Genomic DNA, 17744 nt, shown 5'->3' with positions numbered 1-17744 from the left:
GCGTTTCTTTTGCGGGAGTAGAGCGGATTTCCGGCGGATCGTCTATCGGACGCGCCAAGCCCAGCGATCCGCGCCCTCGTCCATGCGGGCGGTCACTTCGAGTTTCATGTGCCGGTTGTGAACCGCGAGCGCGCCTTCCCAAAGCGCGTTCCAGGCATCGAAGCAGGCGGGCGTGACACCTTCCCTGCCCTCCATCATGCGCCATGTCGAAATCGACACTTCGGCGCCTTTCACATCCGGCTTGTCGCCGCCGGCATCGAGCATGGCGCCGAGATAGCGCGCGAAGGCGTCGGCGTCGTTTCGTTCGACGCCGATCAGGGCCGCGGTCGCGTCGTAGCATTGCATGCCGATCAGGCGGCCGGCTTCCCAGCCGAGCTTGCGCGCCTCGTCCTCACCGAAGAGCGAGACGGCGGCGGGCAGGATCGAGCGGATATATTGCACGGCGTAGTTGCGCTTCGCCTTGATCATGCGCTCTTCGGACCATTCGACATGGGGGAGTTTCGAAGAATCGACATCCGGGCCGTTTTCGTCGAAGCGGAAGCGGAGGCGCTCATCCGCCGCCAGCGGCTGCTCCTCCTCGATGAAATAACCTTCGAGGCAGGGGTCGATGCGGGTGGTGATGTTGGTGCAGACGAAGCCGAGATTGGGATTGCCGAGCGTCACGCCGACCTGCGAATGGAAGGCGCGCATGAAGGCGATGCTCACATCGTTGGGCACCGCACAGATCGCCGCGCCGTCCCAGATCCAGCGCGGCGGCAGGTAACGCACCCAGGCCTTGCGATCGCTTTCGGGAATGAACTCGCACTTCACGCCGCCGACATGGTTGGCGAGATAAATGTATTGTGCGCAGGCGACGGCGGGCGGCAGCTTGTCGAGGCCGAGATTTTTGTAGCCCCCCAGAAACTTCTCGCGGTGCTGCGCCTGGAAGGTACGAAAATTCAGTTCGGTCCCCGCCGCCTCGCCCTTGAAGACGACGGCGCGCAGGATCAGTCCCGTCAGGTAACGCTGATGCAGCTCGGCGCTTGCCAGCCAGCCGTTGAGTTCGGTTCTCGTCGCCGCCGCCATTTTTCTCTCCCCGGTGTTTCGGGGGAGGATAGCGCAATCAGACGGCGGCGCTATAGGGCGGCGCGGGGTCGTATTCCATCAGGCGCTGCGTCAGGCGCGCATGGGCTTCACCGTGCATCTGGCCGGTGAGCCAGAGCGCCATGTCGATGCCAGCCGAAACGCCGGCGGCGGTCACGACATTGCCGTCGCGAACATAGCGGATGTTTTCAAGCACTTCCGATGCTTCGCCGCGCTTGCGGAGCTGCTCGATGAAAGCCCAATGGGTGGTGACACGCTTGCCCTTCGCCGCACCGGCCGCGCAAAGGATCAACGCGCCGGTGCAGACGCTTGTTACCCATTCGGCAGTGTCCTGGCGCGCGATCCATGCCAGCAGCTTTTCGTTCTCGACTTCGCGGCGCGTGCCCTGCCCGCCCGGCACCAGCAGCAGATCGAGCTTCGGTGCATCGGCGATCGACACATGCGCTTCGACGCGCATGCCCTTGGCGCCGGTGACGGAACCGCCCGTTTCCGAGATCAGCAATACGGTGTCGGGACGCTCGCGGCCCTCGAACCCATGCGCCTCGTTCGACATGGTGAAGACTTCATAGGGGCCGACGAAATCAAGCTCCTCGACGTCGTCGAAAATCAGGATGCCGATGGTGCGGTTTCTTGCGGGTGCGGCGGTCATGCATGCGCGTCCTGTGCGGAGGGTGAATGATGTTGGACCCCGGATGTTTCCGGCGAGGGGAGAAGATCGCGCCGGGCGGTGCGGAATCTTTCGCGGTAGCGGCCGGGCGTGACGCCGAGGTGGCGGATGAAGGCGCGGCGCATGCGCTCGGCGGCGCCGAAACCGGCATCGGCCGAGACGGCATCGAGCGGCATGTCGCTGTCGGCGAGGCGGCGGCAGGCTTCGTCGAGGCGGGCGCGCTCGACGAATTGCGCCGGGGTGATGCCGGTTTCCTCGGCGAAGCGGCGGGCGAAACTGCGTTCGCTCATGGCGGCGCGCGACGCCAGCGCCGGCACGGAAAGATCGGCACACGGATTTTCAATGACGAAAGCGCAGACGCGGGCAAGGCGCGTGTCGGCGATGCGCTGGGCGGCGAGCTGCGCCGAAAATTGCGACTGGCCGCCGGGGCGCATCAGATACATCACATGATGACGCGCAAGCGTGAGCGCCATGTCGCGGCCGAGATCCTCCTCGACCAGCGCCAGCGCGAGGTCCATGCCGGCGGTGACGCCCGCGCTTGTCCAGAACTTGCCGTCGCGCACATAGATCGCATCTTCTTCCACCGTGACGGCGGGGAAGCGCTTGCGCATGATCGGCGCATAGGCCCAATGGGTCGTGGCGCGGCGGCCATCCAGCAGGCCGGCGGCGGCGAGGATGACGGCGCCGGTGCAAATCGAGACGACGCGGCCGGCGGGCGCGGCGGCCTTGCGGACGAAAGCCAGCAGGCGCTCGTCTTCCATCGCGTCGCGCGAGCCGAGGCCGCCCGTCACCATCAAGACATCGAGCGCCGCCAGATCGCGCGGCGGCACATCGGCCATGGCGCGGCTGGCGTGCAGTACAAGGCCGCTTGTCGTCATGACCGGGCCGGGATCGGCGGATACGAGTTCGATCGCATAGGCCGGGCGGCCATCGGGCAGCAGCGCTGTGCTCAAGATTTGCAAGGGGCCGGCGATGTCGAGAATCTGGGCGTCGGCATAGGCGAGCATCATCACCCGGCGGGGGGCCGGGGCGGATCTGCGGGGCTTTGGCTTGGCGGCAGCGGTCATGGGGCCAGACTAGGCCCGGGGGCGGCTGGCGGAAATGACAAACGACACGCAATTTCTGCCAAAGCGGCCAAAAGAAAGCCCCGTCCCTTTCGGGGCGGGGCTTCCGTTTTTGTTGGGCCGTGCGGCGGATCAGGCCGCCGCCTTCTCCTTGTTGGGGGCGAAGCGGCCATAGAAGGTTTCGCCCTTCGAGGCCATGTCGCGCAGCAGCTTCGACGGCGTGAAGCGGGGCCCGTATTTCTGGGCGAGCTTGTCGCAGGCTTCGACAAAGGCTGCCGTGCCCACCATGTCGATCAGCGACAGCGGGCCGCCGGCCCAGGGCGCGAAGCCCCAGCCGAGGATCGCACCGACATCGGCGTCGCGCACGTCCGTTACCACGCCTTCCTCGAAGCAGCGCGCCGCTTCCAGCGCCTGAATGTAGAGGAAGCGGTTTTTCAGCTCCTGCACATCGAGGTCGTCGGGGTTTTGGGCTTTGCCGACGAGATCGGCGAGGCCCGGCCAGAGCTTCTTCTTGCCGTCAGCGGGATAGTCGTAGAAACCCTTGCCGGCCTTCTTGCCGACGCGGCCGAGGTCCACCACCATCTTCTTGACGAGATCGTCGGCAGGCGAGCCGACATATTTGTCGCCGAGGTCCTTCTTCGTCTGCTCGCGCACCTTGTAGGCGAGGTCGAGCGAGACTTCGTCGTTCAAGGCGAGCGGCGCCATCGGCATGCTGGTCATGCGGCCGACATTCTCGATCATCGCGGGGGGCACGCCTTCGCCCAGCATCGCGAGACCTTCGCCGACATAGGTGCCGAAGCAACGCGAGGTGTAGAAGCCTCTGGAGTCGTTGACGACGATCGGCGTCTTGCGGATCTGCTTCACGTAATCCATCGCCTTGGCGAGCGTCTCGTCGCTCGTCTTCTTGCCCATGATGATTTCGACAAGCTGCATCTTGTCGACGGGCGAGAAGAAATGGATGCCGATGAAGTTGTCCGGCTTGGCGGCGGCTTCGGCAAGGCCGGTGATCGGCAGCGTCGAGGTGTTGGAGCCGTAGATGCCGCCGGCGGCGAGCATCGGTTCGGCCTTCTTCGTCACTTCGGCCTTGATGTCGCGGCTTTCGAAGACCGCTTCGATGACGAGATCGGCGCCTTTGAGGTCGTCGTAATTCGTCGTCGGCTTGATGAGGCCGAGCAGCTTGTCGGCCTTCTCCTGCGTGGTCTTGCCGCGTTCGAGCGCCTTCGCCAGCAGCTTCTCCGAATAGGCCTTGCCCTTTTCGGCATTCGCCTGATCGGTATCGAGAAGCACCACTTCCATTCCGGCCTGCGCCGAGACGTAAGCGATGCCGGCGCCCATCATGCCGGCGCCGAGTATGCCGAGCTTCTTCACCTGGAAGGGCGCGATGCCCGCCGGGCGGCGCGCGCCTTTCGCCAGTTCCTGCATCGAGAGGAAGAGCGAACGGATCATCGCCTTCGAACGCGGGTCCATCAGCAGCTTGGTGAAGTAGCGCGTCTCGATGCGCAAGCCCGCCTCGATCGGCACCTGCAGGCCTTCATAGACGCAGGACATGATGAATTTCTGCGCCGGGAAATTGCCATGCGTCTGCTTGTGCAACGTCGCGTTGCCGATGGTGAAGACCTGACCACCGCCCTTCGAATGCGGATCGCCGCCCGGCACCTTGTAGCCTTCGCGGTCCCAGGGCTGGATGGCGATGGCATAAACTTCCGGGCCTTTCTTGCCGAGTTTCACTTTCGGCTGGGCGAGGCCTTCCTTCAGCCACGCCTTGGCGGCCGCGATCAGTTCGGCGGCGGGCACGACCTTGTGGACGATGCCGGCCTTCAATGCCTTTTGCGGATCGAGCGAGGTGCCTTGCAGGATCAGCGGCAGTGCGGCCTGCGCGCCGATGAGACGCGGCAGGCGCTGCGTGCCGCCGCCGCCGGGCAGGAGACCGACCTTCGCTTCGGGGAGGCCGATCTGCGTTTTCGGATTGTCCGACGCGACGCGGTAGTGGCAGGCGAGCGTGACTTCGAGGCCGCCGCCCAGCGCCGTGCCGTTGATTGCGGCGACCACGGGCTTGCCGCAGGTTTCGAGCGAGCGCAGCAGCATGTTGAATTTGAGGTTGCCCTCATACATCGCCTTGACGCGCTCTTCCTGCGAACCGCCGCCGGAACCGCCGCCGGCCTGACCGCCCATCATCGAAAGATCGGCGCCGGCGCAGAAGGCGTCCTTGCCGGAGGTCAGCACGGCGCCCTTGATGGCGTCGTCGGACATGATCTTTTCGATGATCGCGGCCATGTCGGCCATCGAGCTTTGCGAAAGCACGTTCATCGAACGGCCGGGCATGTCCCAGGTGACGAGGGCGATGCCGTCGGCGTCGACGTCGAATTTGAAGTTTTCATACGTGGTCATTGTCGCCTCACACGCGTTCGATGATGGTGGCGGTGCCCATGCCCGCGCCGACGCAGAGCGTGATGAGGGCGGTGTTGAGATCGCGGCGTTCGAGCTCGTCGAGCACGGTGCCGAGGATCATGCCGCCGGTGGCGCCGAGCGGATGGCCCATCGCGATGGCGCCGCCATTGACGTTCATCTTTTCGTGCGGAATGTCGAGCGCCTGCATCATGCGCAACACGACGGAGGCGAAGGCTTCGTTCAGCTCATAGAGGTCGATGTCCTCGGGCTTCATGCCGGCCTTGGCCAGCACCTTGCGCGACACATCGGCCGGGCCCGTCAACATGATGCAGGGCTCCGAACCGATCGAGGCCATGGCGCGGATGCGGGCGCGCGGCTTCAGGCCCATGCCCTTGCCGGTGGCCGCATTGCCGACGAGAACGGCGGACGCGCCATCGACGATGCCGGACGAATTGCCGGCGTGATGGACATGGACGATCTCTTCGACTTCCGGGTAGCGGTCGAGCGCGATGCCATCGAAGGCAAACTCGCCAAGCGAGGCGAAGGAAGGCTGCAGCGCGGCCAGCGACTGCATGGTCGCCTCGGGGCGCATGTGCTCGTCGTGATCGAGAATGGTGAGGCCGTTGATGTCCTTCACCGGGATGACGGACTTCGCAAAATAGCCCTTGTCCCAGGCATTCTTCGCGCGTTTCTGGCTTTCGACCGCATAAGCGTCGACATCGGTGCGGGTGAAGCCGTATTTGGTGCAGACGAGATCGGCGCCGATCCCCTGCGGCGTGAAATAGGACTTGAAGGCGATGTTGGGATCGGACGACCAGGCGCCGCCCGACGCGCCCATGCCGACGCGCGACATCGACTCGACGCCGCCACCGATCGCCATATCGGCTTCGCCGGACATGACCTTGGCGGCCGCCATGTTGGTCGCTTCGAGGCCGGAGGCGCAGAAGCGGTTGATCTGCACGCCGGCGGTCGTCTGCGCGTAGTCGGCATTCAGCACGGCGATGCGGGCAATGTCGCCGCCCTGCTCGCCGACGGGGTCGACGCAGCCGAGCACGACGTCGTCGACCTTCGAGGTGTCGAGGCCGTTGCGGTCGCGGATCGCTTTCAAGGTCTGGGTCGAGAGTTCGAGCGCGGTCACTTCGTGCAGCGCGCCGTCCTTCTTGCCCTTGCCGCGCGGCGTGCGCACGGTGTCGTAGACAAAACATTCGGTCATTGGATGTCTCCCTGGGGGAAATTGTTTTCGTATTTCCGGCGCCGCGTCAGAGCGTGCGGGCGACCAGCATTTTCATGATTTCGTTGGTGCCGCCGTAGATCTTCTGGATGCGGGCATTCGTGTAGAGCTTGGCGATCGGATATTCCATCATGTAGCCATAGCCGCCGAAGAACTGCAGACAGGTGTCGATGATTTCGTTTTCCTTCTGCGTCGTCCACCACTTGGCCATGGCGGCTGTCGTGGCGTCGAGCTTGCCGTCGAGAAGCTTCACCGCGCAGTCGTCGACAAAGACGCGGGCGATGGTCGCTTCGGTCTTGCATTCGGCGAGCTTGAACTGCGTGTTCTGGAAATCGAGGATGCGCTGGCCGAAGGCGGTGCGCTCCTTCACATAGTCGGTCGTGTATTTCAGCGCCATTTCCATCGCGACGCAGGCCTGCACCGAAATAATGAGGCGTTCCTGCGGCAACTGCTGCATCAACTGGAAGAAGCCCTTGCCTTCCTCGGTGCCGAGCAGGTTCGAGGTCGGCACTTTCACTTCGTCGAAGAAAAGCTCGGACGTGTCCTGCGCCTTCTGGCCCATCTTCTTCAGGTTGCGGCCGCGGCGGAAGCCTTCGGCCTCGTCGGTTTCGACCATGATCAGCGAGGTGCCCTTAGCGCCGCCGGCCGGATCGGTCTTGGCGACGACGCAAATGAGGTTTGCCTGCTGGCCGTTGGTGATGAAGGTCTTCTGGCCGTTGACCACATACTGGTTGCCGGACTTCTTCGCCGTCGTCTTGACGCCCTGCAGATCGGAGCCGGTGCCGGGTTCGGTCATCGCGATGGCGCCGACGATTTCGCCCGACGCCATTTTCGGCAGCCACTTCTTCTTCTGATCCTCGGTGCCGTAGGACTGGATGTAGTGGGCGACGATGCCCGAATGCACGGAGTTGCCGAAGCCGGAAATGCCGGCGCGGCCCTGCTCTTCGGCGATCACCATTTCATGGGCGAAATTGCCGCCGCCGCCGCCGTATTCCTCCTTGATCGACGCGCAGAGAATACCGGCTTCGCCCGCCTTCAGCCAGGCGTCGCGATCGACGCAGCCCTGGTCCTCCCAGCGCTCGACATGCGGCTGGAATTCCCTTTCATAGAACTTGGCGACCGCGCCCTGGAGGATTTCAAGTTCCTCGTTCAGCCAAGGCGATTTGTAACCGGCATTCAGACTCATTCGTCGTGCTCCCTGTCTTCGACATTCAGAATTCGTTGGCGGCCATCGCCATCATGGGATCGGCGCCGTGGCGGATGCGCGCGAGATGCGTCGCCGTTTCGGGCACCACATGTTCCATGTAGAAGCGGCCGGTCTTGATTTTCGTTTCGTACCAGGCCCTGTCGCCCTCACTTTGGGCGGCGAGCTTTTCGAGCGAAACCTTCGCCATCATCGCCCACATGAAGGCAAGGCCGGTGATGCCGAAGAGATGCATGTAGGGCGTCGAGCCGGCGCCGGCGTGATCGGGATTTACAAGCGCGTTTTCCATGAACCACATGGTCGCCGTTTCGAGGTCCTTGCGCGCGGCGGCGAGCGGATCGAGGAAAGGCTTCAGATCGGCGTTCGCCTTGTTGGCGGCGATGAAATCGTCGATGGTCTTGAAGAAGGCGAAGACGCCGCGGCCGCCATTCTGCGCCAGCTTGCGGCCGACGAGATCGAGCGCCTGCACGCCGTTGGCGCCTTCATAGATCATGGCGATGCGGGCATCGCGCACGAACTGGCCCATGCCCCATTCGTCGATATAGCCGTGGCCGCCATAGACCTGCTGCGCATCGACCGCATGGGCGAAACCGCGATCGGTGAAGTAGCCTTTCAACACCGGCGTCAGCAGCGACATCATGTCGTCGCCGAATTCGCGGGTCTTTTCGTCGTTGGAACGGTGCGAAAGATCGCCATGCAGCGCCGTCCAGACCAGAAGCGCGCGGGCGCCTTCGTTGAAGGATTTGGCGTTGAGCAGCATGCGGCGGATGTCGGGATGGACGATCAGCGGATCGGCGGGCTTGTCTTCGGCTTTCGGGCCCGTGAGCGAACGACCCTGCAGGCGTTCCAGCGCATAGGTGACCGCATTCTGGTATGCGACTTCGGATTGCGAGAGGCCCTGCAGGCCGACGCCGAGGCGCGCTTCGTTCATCATCGTGAACATGGCGCGCAGGCCCTTGTGCTCCTCGCCGACCAGCCAGCCGATCGCCTCGTCGTAGTTCAGCACGCAGGTCGCGTTGCCGTGGATGCCCATTTTCTCTTCGAGCGAGCCGACCGAGACGCCGTTGCGGTTTCCGAGCGAGCCGTCGTCATTGACCAGGAATTTCGGCACCAGGAAGAGCGAGATGCCCTTGACGCCGGCGGGCGCGCCTTCGATGCGCGCCAACACCAGATGCAGAATGTTGTCGGCAAGGTCGTGGTCGCCGGCCGAGATGAAAATCTTCTGGCCGCTGATCTTGTAGGAACCGTCGCCGACCGGCACGGCCTTCGAACGCAACAGGCCGAGATCGGTGCCGCAATGCGGTTCGGTCAGGTTCATCGTGCCGGTCCATTCGCCGGTCACGAGCTTGGGCAGATATTTCTTTTTCTGTTCGTCGGTGCCGTGCTGCGAAAGCGCGGAGTATGCGCCGTGGCTGAGGCCCGGATACATGCCGAAGGCCATATTGGCCGACGAGACCATTTCGTTGAAGATGACGCCGAGCGCGTTCGGGAGCCCCTGCCCGCCATATTCCGTGTCGGCCACAAGCGCCGGCCAGCCGCCATCGACCAGCAGCTTGTAAGCTTCCTTGAAGCCCGTGGGCGTCGTCACCACGCCGTTTTCGAGCTTGCAGCCTTCGCGGTCGCCGATCTGGTTCAGCGGCTGCAGAACTTCCTCGGTGAGCTTGCCGGCTTCCTCGAGAATGGCGTCGACGAGATCGGCCGGCGCATCGGCAAAGCCCGGCAGGTCGCCATATTGCGAGAAGTTCAGCAACTCGTTCAGCAGAAAGCGGTATTCGCGCAGCGGCGCTTTGTAGGTCGGCATGGGTTTCCTCCGGCGGGTTTGCGGGGCCGGTTCTTGCCGGCCGCGCCAAGCCTCAGACGATAGCCTTTTCCGGCTTTTTCGTCTTCGCCGCTTCGGAGGCGACGAGCTTCTTTTCGGCCCGGTCGCGCTTTTCGCTGGCGGCGATCTGCGCCTCAAGGCGGGCACAGCTCTCTTCCAGCGTCTTGATCTGGAGGTCGATCTCGCGGCGCTGCTCCTTGAGGCTTTCGATGCGGCGGCGGAACTTGCCGATGGCGACGCGGTTTTGCGTCACGCAACCGTCTTCCTGGTCGTAGTGGCTCAGGATTTCCTTGATCTCGGCCAGCGCCAGCCCGACGTTCTTGCCGCGCACGATCAGCGTCAGGCGCGCGCGGTCGCGCGGGTGATAGACGCGGGTCTGGCCGCGGCGCTCGGGCGACAGCAGTCCCTTGTCTTCATAGAAGCGGATGGCGCGGGTCGTCAGGCCGAATTCCTCGGCGAGCTGGGTGATCGAGAAGGTCTCGCCGGCGGCATCGCGGCTGTTGCGGCGGGGCGCCTCGATGGCGCTGTGAAGCTGCTGGTCCATGAGATGATCGCTCCCTGAATGCGGAATTTTTGGCTGTTTTCAGCCGTTTTTCTGAATTGGACCGGACTCTAGTTTACGTTGACGTAAGCGTCAAGAAGAGTCGGCGGCGGGACGATCTGATATGGTCGCGGCGAACGGCACGGAGGCATGACATGCGACCGACAAGGCTCCCGATTGCAGCCCTCGCGGCGATTTCGATGCTGGCGGCCTGTGCGCCCGGTCCGATGCGGGAACAGCCGCCGGTCAATGTCAGCACCGCAAGCTTGCCGGCCGCCGCCAGCGCCGCGGCCGAGGCCGACACACCGCTCGGCCGCGCCGTGACGATGGCCGTCAACGACTGGCGCAAGACGCGCGGTGCGGGCCCGCTTGCGACCGATGCGACGCTGCAGCGCGCCGCCGCCGTCCATGCCGCCGACATGGCGCTGCGCGGCTATTTCGGCCATCACAACCCGGAAGGTCAGGGCCCGCGCGAACGGGTGCTGGCGGTCGACAAGAACTTCAACGCCCGCATCTCGGAAAACGTCCAGGTGGTGGATGGGCCCAGCTACGCCGCGATGAGCGATGCGGCGCTGGCGAAGCTCATGGTCGAGAAATGGGCGCAGAGCCCGCAGCACCGGCAGAACATGCAGGCGGCAGAGGCGACGCGCAGCGGCGTCGGCATCGGGCGGGCGGGAACGCGGATCATCGCCGTGCAGGTGTTCGCCGGGAACTGACGGCCCATTGCGGGGCGGGCCTTCGAGGTGAGATGCTCGCGCGAGCGAATTTCGGGGAAGCAGCATCATGAAACGCAGAGAATTTATCGGCGGCGCAGCCGCCGGCGCGCTGGCCATGCCGGCACTGGCACGGGCCGACGGCGCCATCGAATGGAAGATGGCGACGGCCTGGCCGAAGGGCGCGCCGGGCGTCGGCGTCAACGCGCAACGGCTCGCCGACCGGATCGGCGCGATGTCGGGCGGGCGGCTGACGGTGAAGCTTTTCGGCGCGGGCGAGCTTGTGCCGCCCTTCGAGGTCTTCGACGCCGTGTCGCAAGGCACCTGCGAAATGGGGCACGGCACGCCCTATTACTGGCAGGGCAAGAACCCGGTCTTCCACTATTTCACCGGCGTGCCATTCGGCATGATGGCGCCGGAAATGGCCGGCTGGCTGCAATTCGGCGGCGGACAGGCCCTTTGGGAAGAAGCCTATGCGCCCTTCGGCGTGGTGCCTTTTTACGCCGGGTCGAGCGGCGTGCAGGCAGGCGGGTGGTTCCGCAAGGAAGTCAATTCGCTCGACGATCTCAAGGGGTTGAAGTTCCGCATCGCCGGGCTCGGCGGCGAGGTGATGCGCAGGCTCGGCGCCAGCGTCGTGCTGACGCCGCCCGGCGAAATTTTCACCGCGATGAAGAACAACACGATAGACGCGGCCGAATGGGTCGGCCCGTGGAACGACATCGCCTTCGGGCTCAACAAGGCCGCGCGCTACTATTATCTGCCGGCCTTCCACGAAGCGGGGCCGGCGCTGGAGCTCGCGGTCAACAGGGCGAAGTTCGAGAGCCTCGCGCCGGACCTCAAGGACATCGTGCGCGGCGCGGCGATGGCGAGCGCCGCCGAAACGCTGGCCGACTTCACCTTCCACAACGCCGAAGCCTTTGCCGGACTGGTTGCGGCCGGCGGCACGGAGCTCAGGACCTGGCCGGAGCCGGTCGCGGAAGCGATGGCCGAGGCGGCGCGCGCCGTGCTCGCCGAACTTGCCGCGAGCAGCGACCTTGCGGGCCGGGTCGCGGCCTCTTACGGCCGGGCGCTTGACCATGCCCGCGCCTGGTCGAAATGGAGCGACGTGGCGATGCTCGGGCTTCGCAACGATCATTCCGTGGGCTGAGGCCGACGCCCCGGAAATGGCCCCCGTTAACCCCGTCTTTACCTAGGTTGGCGCTTTATGAGGGAAGTTGCCGGCCTGCATTCACACGCCGTCCGGCGATGGTGCAACCGCTACAAGGTTTTGGGGCAGCGCGCGTTCGTAATACCAGATAGCGCGGTTTATACTGCCTCAGAGGGTTAACGGGCATAGTGATTCGGATGAGACCGGGGGTTCCATGGAGCGTCAAGGGCATTGAGCCCGAGGCGCGCGAGGCGGCCAAGCAGGCCGCCCGGCGGGCGGGCGTGACGCTCGGCGCGTGGCTGAACCAGGTCATCATGGATACGGGCACGGACGAAGTGGGCGCCGATGGCGCCGCGTCCGCTGCCTACCGAAATGCCTATGCGCCGCCGCCCGAGGCCATGCCGCAACCGGCGCCGGCCGAACCGAAGCCTGCCGCCGGGGTCGATCTCGCTCCCGTGGCGGAGGCGGTGCGCGAGGTGGTGCAGCGGGTCGAGAATAGCGAACGCCGCACCGCGGAAATGACGCGCAGGCTCGAAGCGACGGTGGGACAACTCGCCCAGCGCATCGACCAGTCGGAGTACGACATGGACGACAGATATTCCGAGGCCCGGGTTTCCGATGCGCGATCGCTGGATCCGCTCGACCGGAAATTGCAGCAGCTTCACGAACGCATGGAACGCGCCGAACGCGCGCGCGGCGGCGGGTTGCGTCCCGAGGATGCGCGCACGATCCAGACACTCGAAAAAGCCGTCAATGCGGTCGTCGATCATCTCGACGCGACCGAGCGGCGCACCGACGAAACGCTGAGCGAAATCCGCCAGTCGCTGGCTTCGCTTTCCGACCGCGTCGAAACGGCGGAAGAAGAAACCGAGCGCGAGGAAGCCAAGAAGCGGGCGCGCGCGCTCGAAGACGCGTTGATGCAGCTTGCGACGCGCATGGAAAAGATGGAGCACGGCGTCACCGGCATCGGCCCGCAAGCCGTGGAAGCCGCGCTGAAGGCCATCGAGGAAAAATCCCACGCCGACAGCCAGCGCGCCACCATCGACCGGCTCCAGACGAGCCTTGAGCAAATGGCGCGGCGGCTGGAGCAGACCGAACATCGCACCGAGGAAACGGTCAAGACTTTCGAGACGAGCGTCAGCAGCATCGCGCGCAAGCTCGAAGAGCTCGACAATGTGCAGCGCCACGAAATTCCGCAGGCGCTGGCGCAACGTCTCGAGCAGATGGCGCAGCGCCTCGAACACAACGAACAACTGACGATGCAGGCGGCGCAGACCGTCGAGCAGGCGATTGCCGGCATCAACGAAAATCTGAGCGCGACCGACAGCCGCGACCGCGAGGCGCTGACGACGCTGCAGTCGATGATCGAGAAGATGACGAACCGTCTCGGATATCTCGAACGCGAAACCAAGGCCGTGAAGCAGGCGACGCTTTCGCCGCAGCTCAATGCGGGCGTTGCCGCCGGTTTCGCACCGTCAGGCCCCGGCTTCCCGCTACCGCAATTCGATGCGCCGCCGATGCTCAACCCGGCAATGGGCGGCAATCTCGGTCCGGCGCTCAACGCAACCGATTGGGGCCGCACGGCCGCGCCGGCCGTTTCGGCGCCGCCGCCCGCCGATGCGCCCTACGAGAATGACGCGCCGCCGCCCTATCCCGCCGACGACGAGAGCTTTGACGACGCACAGATGCGCGCGCCTGTCGATGACGGCATCATTCCGCCCGATCCCGCGCCGCCGCCGGTGGAGAACGCCGGACAGCGCGCCGCCAATGATTTTCTCGCCGCCGCACGCCGCGCCGCGCAGGCCGCCGCGCAAGGCGGGCAGTCGCCGCGGCAGGAGCCCTACTACGCCACGCCGCCGGCGCCCGGCTATCCGGAATCGCCGGCGCGTTTTTCGGCCGAGGACCACGGCGCGGGCCGGCGCAAACTGATCACCGGTCTTGCGGCGAGCTTTGTGTTGCTGGCGCTGATGGCCGGCGCCTATGTGATGCTGAAAGAAGGCCCGGCGCCGCGCATTGCGCAACCCGAACGCCCGATCGTCGAACAGAGCGCGCCGCAACCTTCGGTGCTTGCACCGGGCGGCGCCAGCCAGAACGAAAATCCGGAGGCCAGTCCGGAGGACGCCGGCGCGGCGGCAAGCGAAGCCACGACGCCGGCGTCCACCACGCCACCGGCAGCGAAAGCGCCGGACGAAGCGCTGGTGCCCGAACCGAAACCCGCAACGCCGAAACCCGCGACCGCGCAGCCGGCCGGCCAGGCGACGCTGACACCGGCGGCGCCCGCAACGGCGGCGCCGGCCAAGCCCGTCGAGACCGCGCCCGTCGAACCGGCACGGCTGACGCTGATGGATGCGGCGACGCGCGGCGACGCGGCGGCGCAATACGAACTCGGGCAGCGCTTTGCCAATGGCGAGGGCGTGTCGCAGGACATGGCGCGCGCCGCCGAATGGTTCGAGCGCGCGGCCAATCAGGATCTCGCCATCGCGCAATACCGCCTCGCCACGCAATACGAGAAAGGGCGCGGCGTTCCGCAGGACGACGCCAGGGCGCGGACGCTTTACGAGAAGGCGGCGGAGAGCGGCAATGTGAAGGCGATGCACAATCTCGCCGTCATTCACGCGGAAGGCCGCGGCACCGCGCAGGACTTCACGACCGCCGCCAAATGGTTCGATGCCGCCGCCAATTACGGCCTCGGCGACAGCCAGTACAATCTCGCGGTGCTCAACGAGCGCGGGCTCGGCATCGAGAAGAACCCCATCGAGGCCTATAAATGGCTCGCGATCGCCGCCAAGGGTGGCGACAAAGGCGCGGCCGCCAAGCGCGATGCGCTGGCCGCGACGATGGATGCCGCCGACCTCGCCAAGGCGAAGGTGGCTGCCGAAACATGGCGCGCCCGGACGCCGGAACCGCTTGCCAATGGCGACATCAGCACGCTGAAGAGCTGGGACGTCTCGGCGGTGGGCAATATCGGCGGCGATGCGGCGCCGACACGCGACGCCATCGCGCGCACGCAGGCGCTGCTCAACCGGCTCGGCTACGATGCCGGATCGCCCGACGGGCTGATGGGCCCGCGCACACGCGACGCCATTCTCAGCTACCAGATGACCGAGGGGCTGGAGGCGACGGGCACGGTGACGTCCGAGACGCTGGCGACGCTCGAGGCGCGCTTCGGCTGATCCCGTTTCCGGCGCGGGATGCCTAGGAATTCCCGCGCGGACGTGTTACCCAAATCCGCATCCGTTTTTCCGTCCCTTTTCGCTCCGGGACGGCTTTCGGCCGCCGGAGCCGCGCGTCATGCAGATTTATCTTCCGATCGCCGAGATGCCGGTCAGCGTGTTGACCATTCTGGCCATGGGCGTTGCGATCGGTTTCCTTTCGGGCATGTTCGGCGTCGGCGGCGGCTTCCTGATGACGCCGCTGCTGATCTTTCTCGGCATCCCGCCCGCCGTCGCCGTCGGCACGCAGACGACGCAGGTCGTCGCTTCGTCGGTGACGGGGGCGCTCGCGCATTTCACGCGAAAATCCATCGACTTCAAAATGGGGGCGGTGCTGCTGGCGGGCGGCGTCGCCGGTTCGATCAGCGGCATCTTCCTCTTCAAGGCGCTGAGCCGCATGGGCCAGATCGACCTCGTCATCTCGCTCGTCTATGTGGTTTTCCTGAGCGTCATCGGCGCGATGATGATGGTGGAGAGTGTGCGCGCGATACGTGCGGCGCGGGGCGGCGCCCTGCCGGCGCGGCGCGGCGGCCACCACAACTGGATCCACGGCCTGCCCTTCAAGATGCGGTTTCGCCGCTCGAAACTTTACATCAGCGTCATTCCGCCGATCCTTGTCGGCTATTTCGTCGGCACATTGTCGGCGATCATGGGCGTCGGCGGCGGCTTCATCATGATCCCGGCGATGATCTATCTCCTGCGGATGCCGACCAATGTCGTGATCGGCACGTCGTTTTTCCAGATCGTGTTCGTAACGGCGCTGACCGGCGTCATGCATGCCTACACAAATTTCGCCGTCGATATCGTGCTCGGATTCCTGCTGGTGATCGGCGGCGTCGTCGGCGCGCAATATGGCGTGCGGGCGGCGGAAAGACTTCCGGCCGAACAATTGCGTGCGCTGCTCGCCGCGATCCTGTTGCTGATCAGCCTCCGGCTCGGCTACGAACTGGTGACGACGCCGGCCGATCTCTATTCCGTTGTCGACGTGGTGCCGCACAGATGAACGCCGTTTCGACATATCGCCTCGCGCTTGCGCTCGCCGTCGCCGTTCTGGCGGCGACGCCCCTGCGCGCGGACCAGCTGGTGACCGATCTTTCCGAACACCAGATCGCCATTCGCTCGAACTTCACGGGTACCCAGATCCTGCTCTTCGGCGCGGTCGAGGCGCGCACGCCCGGCACACGCGCGCTCAACCGCGACATCGTCGTCGTGGTGCAGGGGCCGAACGCACCGGCGATGGTGAGACGCAAGGAGCGCGTGGCCGGCATCTGGGTCAACCACGATTCCGTCACCTATCCCGACGTGCCGGGCTACTACGCGGTTGCCAGCACGCGGCCGCTCGAAGTGACGACCACACCGGATATTCTGAAAGCACTGCGCATCGGCATCGAAAGCATCGATCCCGGCGTTGCGGAGGCGCGCGCCATCGACGGGACGGTGCAGATTCTGCTGCCGGAGCAGGAGACCGCTTTCTGGAAGGCACTGATCCGCAACAGGCAGCGCGACCGGCTCTATGTCAGCGTGCCGGGCGGCGTGACATTTCTCGGGCAGACGCTTTTTCGCGCGCGTGTCGACATTCCCGCCAATGTGCCGGTTGGCCTTTATACCGCCAAGGTCTATCTGTTTCAGGATGGCGATGTGATCGACACGATTTCGTCGCCGCTCTATATCGACAAGCGCGGCATCGAACGTTTCATCTATCGGATGGCGCATAGCGACCCGTTGCTATACGGATTGCTCGCCGTTCTCGGTGCGGCATTTGCGGGCTGGCTGGCTTCGGCCGTGATGAGGCGACCCTAATGGAGATCGGATATTTCGCCGCCGCCGCCGGCGGGCTGATCAGTTTTCTGTCGCCTTGCGTGTTGCCGCTGGTGCCGGCCTATCTCTGCTTCATCGCCGGCACGTCGCTCGAAGAGTTGACGCGCGAGGATGCGGAGGGAAAGCCGCTGGCATCCGAAGGGCTGACACAGCGCGTCGCGCTGGGCGCGGCCGGTTTCGTGCTCGGCTTCACGACGATCTTCGTCGCGCTTGGCGCCAGCGCCTCGGCGATCAATCCGTTCATCATGTCGAACAAGATCGTACTGTCGCAAATTGCAGGGGCGGTGATTGTGATTTTCGGCCTGCATTACATGGGTCTCTTTCGCATTGCGCTGCTCGATCGCGACATGCGTTTTCGCATCGCGGGCAATGGCGATGTCGCGCGCAGCCCGGCGATGCAGTTTTTCAGCCCTTATGTTCTCGGGCTTGCCTTCGCCTTCGGATGGACGCCCTGCATCGGTCCGATCCTCGCGACGATCCTGACGATCGCGGCGGCGCAGGAAAGTTTGCAGGCGGGTGCGGCGCTGCTCACCGTCTATTCGCTGGGGCTCGGCATTCCATTTATCGCGGCGGCATTTGCCGTACGCGGATTTTTGTCTTTTGCGTCGAGCTTCCGCCGTCACATGCGCAAGGTCGAAATGGCGGCGGGGCTGCTGCTGGCGGCGACCGGGACGCTGATGATCCTCGGTTCGTTCGAGCGGATCGCGATCTTCCTGCTGGAGACTTTTCCGGTGCTGGCGACGTTCGGCTAGAACGGGGATAACCCAGGGGATTACTTTTTTTATCCCCGCTGCGAAGGCCATTTGTGACAGTTTTTTGACAGATGGATGACAGAGAGAGGGTTTATCCTCGAAACA

14 protein-coding genes are annotated in these 17744 nt (G+C 64.9%); 6 read left to right on the top strand and 8 right to left on the bottom strand.

From position 1 onward, the window contains the following. Positions 1-42 precede the first annotated feature (42 nt). The 8 genes from KF719_RS12620 to KF719_RS12585 form a co-directional block, all read right to left on the bottom strand. Positions 43-1065 carry a hypothetical protein gene (locus tag KF719_RS12620; protein WP_293509059.1) on the bottom strand — a complete coding sequence of 341 codons (1023 nt, stop codon included), beginning with the start codon at positions 1063-1065 and terminating at the stop codon, positions 43-45. 37 nt (positions 1066-1102) lie between these two features. Continuing rightward, positions 1103-1732: a DJ-1/PfpI family protein gene (locus KF719_RS12615; protein ID WP_293509058.1), complete on the bottom strand. Its 630-nt coding sequence runs from the start codon at positions 1730-1732 to the stop codon at positions 1103-1105. Beyond that, positions 1729-2760, bottom strand: coding sequence for a GlxA family transcriptional regulator (locus KF719_RS12610; protein ID WP_293509057.1), 1032 nt, complete (start codon positions 2758-2760; stop codon positions 1729-1731). Before KF719_RS12610 ends, KF719_RS12615 begins: the two co-directional genes overlap by 4 nt. Positions 2761-2946: 186 nt before the next feature. After that, on the bottom strand, positions 2947-5202 hold the full coding sequence (locus tag KF719_RS12605; RefSeq protein ID WP_293509056.1) for a 3-hydroxyacyl-CoA dehydrogenase NAD-binding domain-containing protein: 2256 nt from the start codon (positions 5200-5202) through the stop codon (positions 2947-2949). Positions 5203-5209: 7 nt separating this feature from the next. Continuing rightward, positions 5210-6415: an acetyl-CoA C-acetyltransferase gene (locus tag KF719_RS12600; protein WP_293509055.1), complete on the bottom strand. Its 1206-nt coding sequence runs from the start codon at positions 6413-6415 to the stop codon at positions 5210-5212. A 46-nt stretch (positions 6416-6461) separates the two neighbouring features. After that, positions 6462-7619, bottom strand: coding sequence for an acyl-CoA dehydrogenase family protein (locus tag KF719_RS12595; protein ID WP_293509054.1), 1158 nt, complete (start codon positions 7617-7619; stop codon positions 6462-6464). 25 nt (positions 7620-7644) lie between these two features. Then, the gene (locus KF719_RS12590) at positions 7645-9438 is read right to left on the bottom strand and encodes an acyl-CoA dehydrogenase C-terminal domain-containing protein (protein ID WP_293509053.1); all 1794 of its coding nucleotides are present in this window, start codon (positions 9436-9438) and stop codon (positions 7645-7647) included. A gap of 52 nt (positions 9439-9490) precedes the next feature. Then, positions 9491-10000 carry a MerR family DNA-binding transcriptional regulator gene (locus KF719_RS12585; protein ID WP_293509052.1) on the bottom strand — a complete coding sequence of 170 codons (510 nt, stop codon included), beginning with the start codon at positions 9998-10000 and terminating at the stop codon, positions 9491-9493. 152 nt (positions 10001-10152) lie between these two features. Between KF719_RS12585 and KF719_RS12580 the strand changes: the two genes are divergently transcribed. The 6 genes from KF719_RS12580 (at position 10153) to KF719_RS12555 (ending at position 17639) form a co-directional block, all read left to right on the top strand. Continuing rightward, positions 10153-10713, top strand: coding sequence for a CAP domain-containing protein (locus KF719_RS12580; RefSeq protein ID WP_293509051.1), 561 nt, complete (start codon positions 10153-10155; stop codon positions 10711-10713). 67 nt (positions 10714-10780) lie between these two features. Continuing rightward, complete coding sequence (locus KF719_RS12575; RefSeq protein WP_293509050.1) at positions 10781-11857, top strand: TRAP transporter substrate-binding protein; 1077 nt, start codon at positions 10781-10783, stop codon at positions 11855-11857. A 197-nt stretch (positions 11858-12054) separates the two neighbouring features. After that, entirely contained in the window at positions 12055-15030 is a 2976-nt protein-coding gene (locus KF719_RS12570) for a peptidoglycan-binding protein (protein ID WP_293509049.1), read from the top strand. A gap of 118 nt (positions 15031-15148) precedes the next feature. Then, positions 15149-16072, top strand: a complete 924-nt coding sequence (locus tag KF719_RS12565) for a sulfite exporter TauE/SafE family protein (RefSeq protein ID WP_293509048.1) — start codon at positions 15149-15151, stop codon at positions 16070-16072. Further along, a complete protein-coding gene (locus KF719_RS12560) occupies positions 16069-16869 on the top strand; it encodes a TIGR02186 family protein (RefSeq protein ID WP_293509047.1) in 801 nt (266 codons plus the stop codon). The genes KF719_RS12565 and KF719_RS12560 overlap by 4 nt, the downstream gene beginning before the upstream one ends. Next, a complete protein-coding gene (locus KF719_RS12555) occupies positions 16869-17639 on the top strand; it encodes a cytochrome c biogenesis protein CcdA (protein ID WP_293509046.1) in 771 nt (256 codons plus the stop codon). Before KF719_RS12560 ends, KF719_RS12555 begins: the two co-directional genes overlap by 1 nt. Positions 17640-17744: the final 105 nt, after the last annotated feature.

Origin of the sequence: Parvibaculum sp. (assembly GCF_019635935.1) — a bacterium.
In the GTDB taxonomy this organism is placed as follows: Bacteria; Pseudomonadota; Alphaproteobacteria; order Parvibaculales; family Parvibaculaceae; genus Parvibaculum.
Note: the sequence above shows the minus strand (reverse complement) of the source record. Positions and strands in the feature narration are given on the sequence as shown.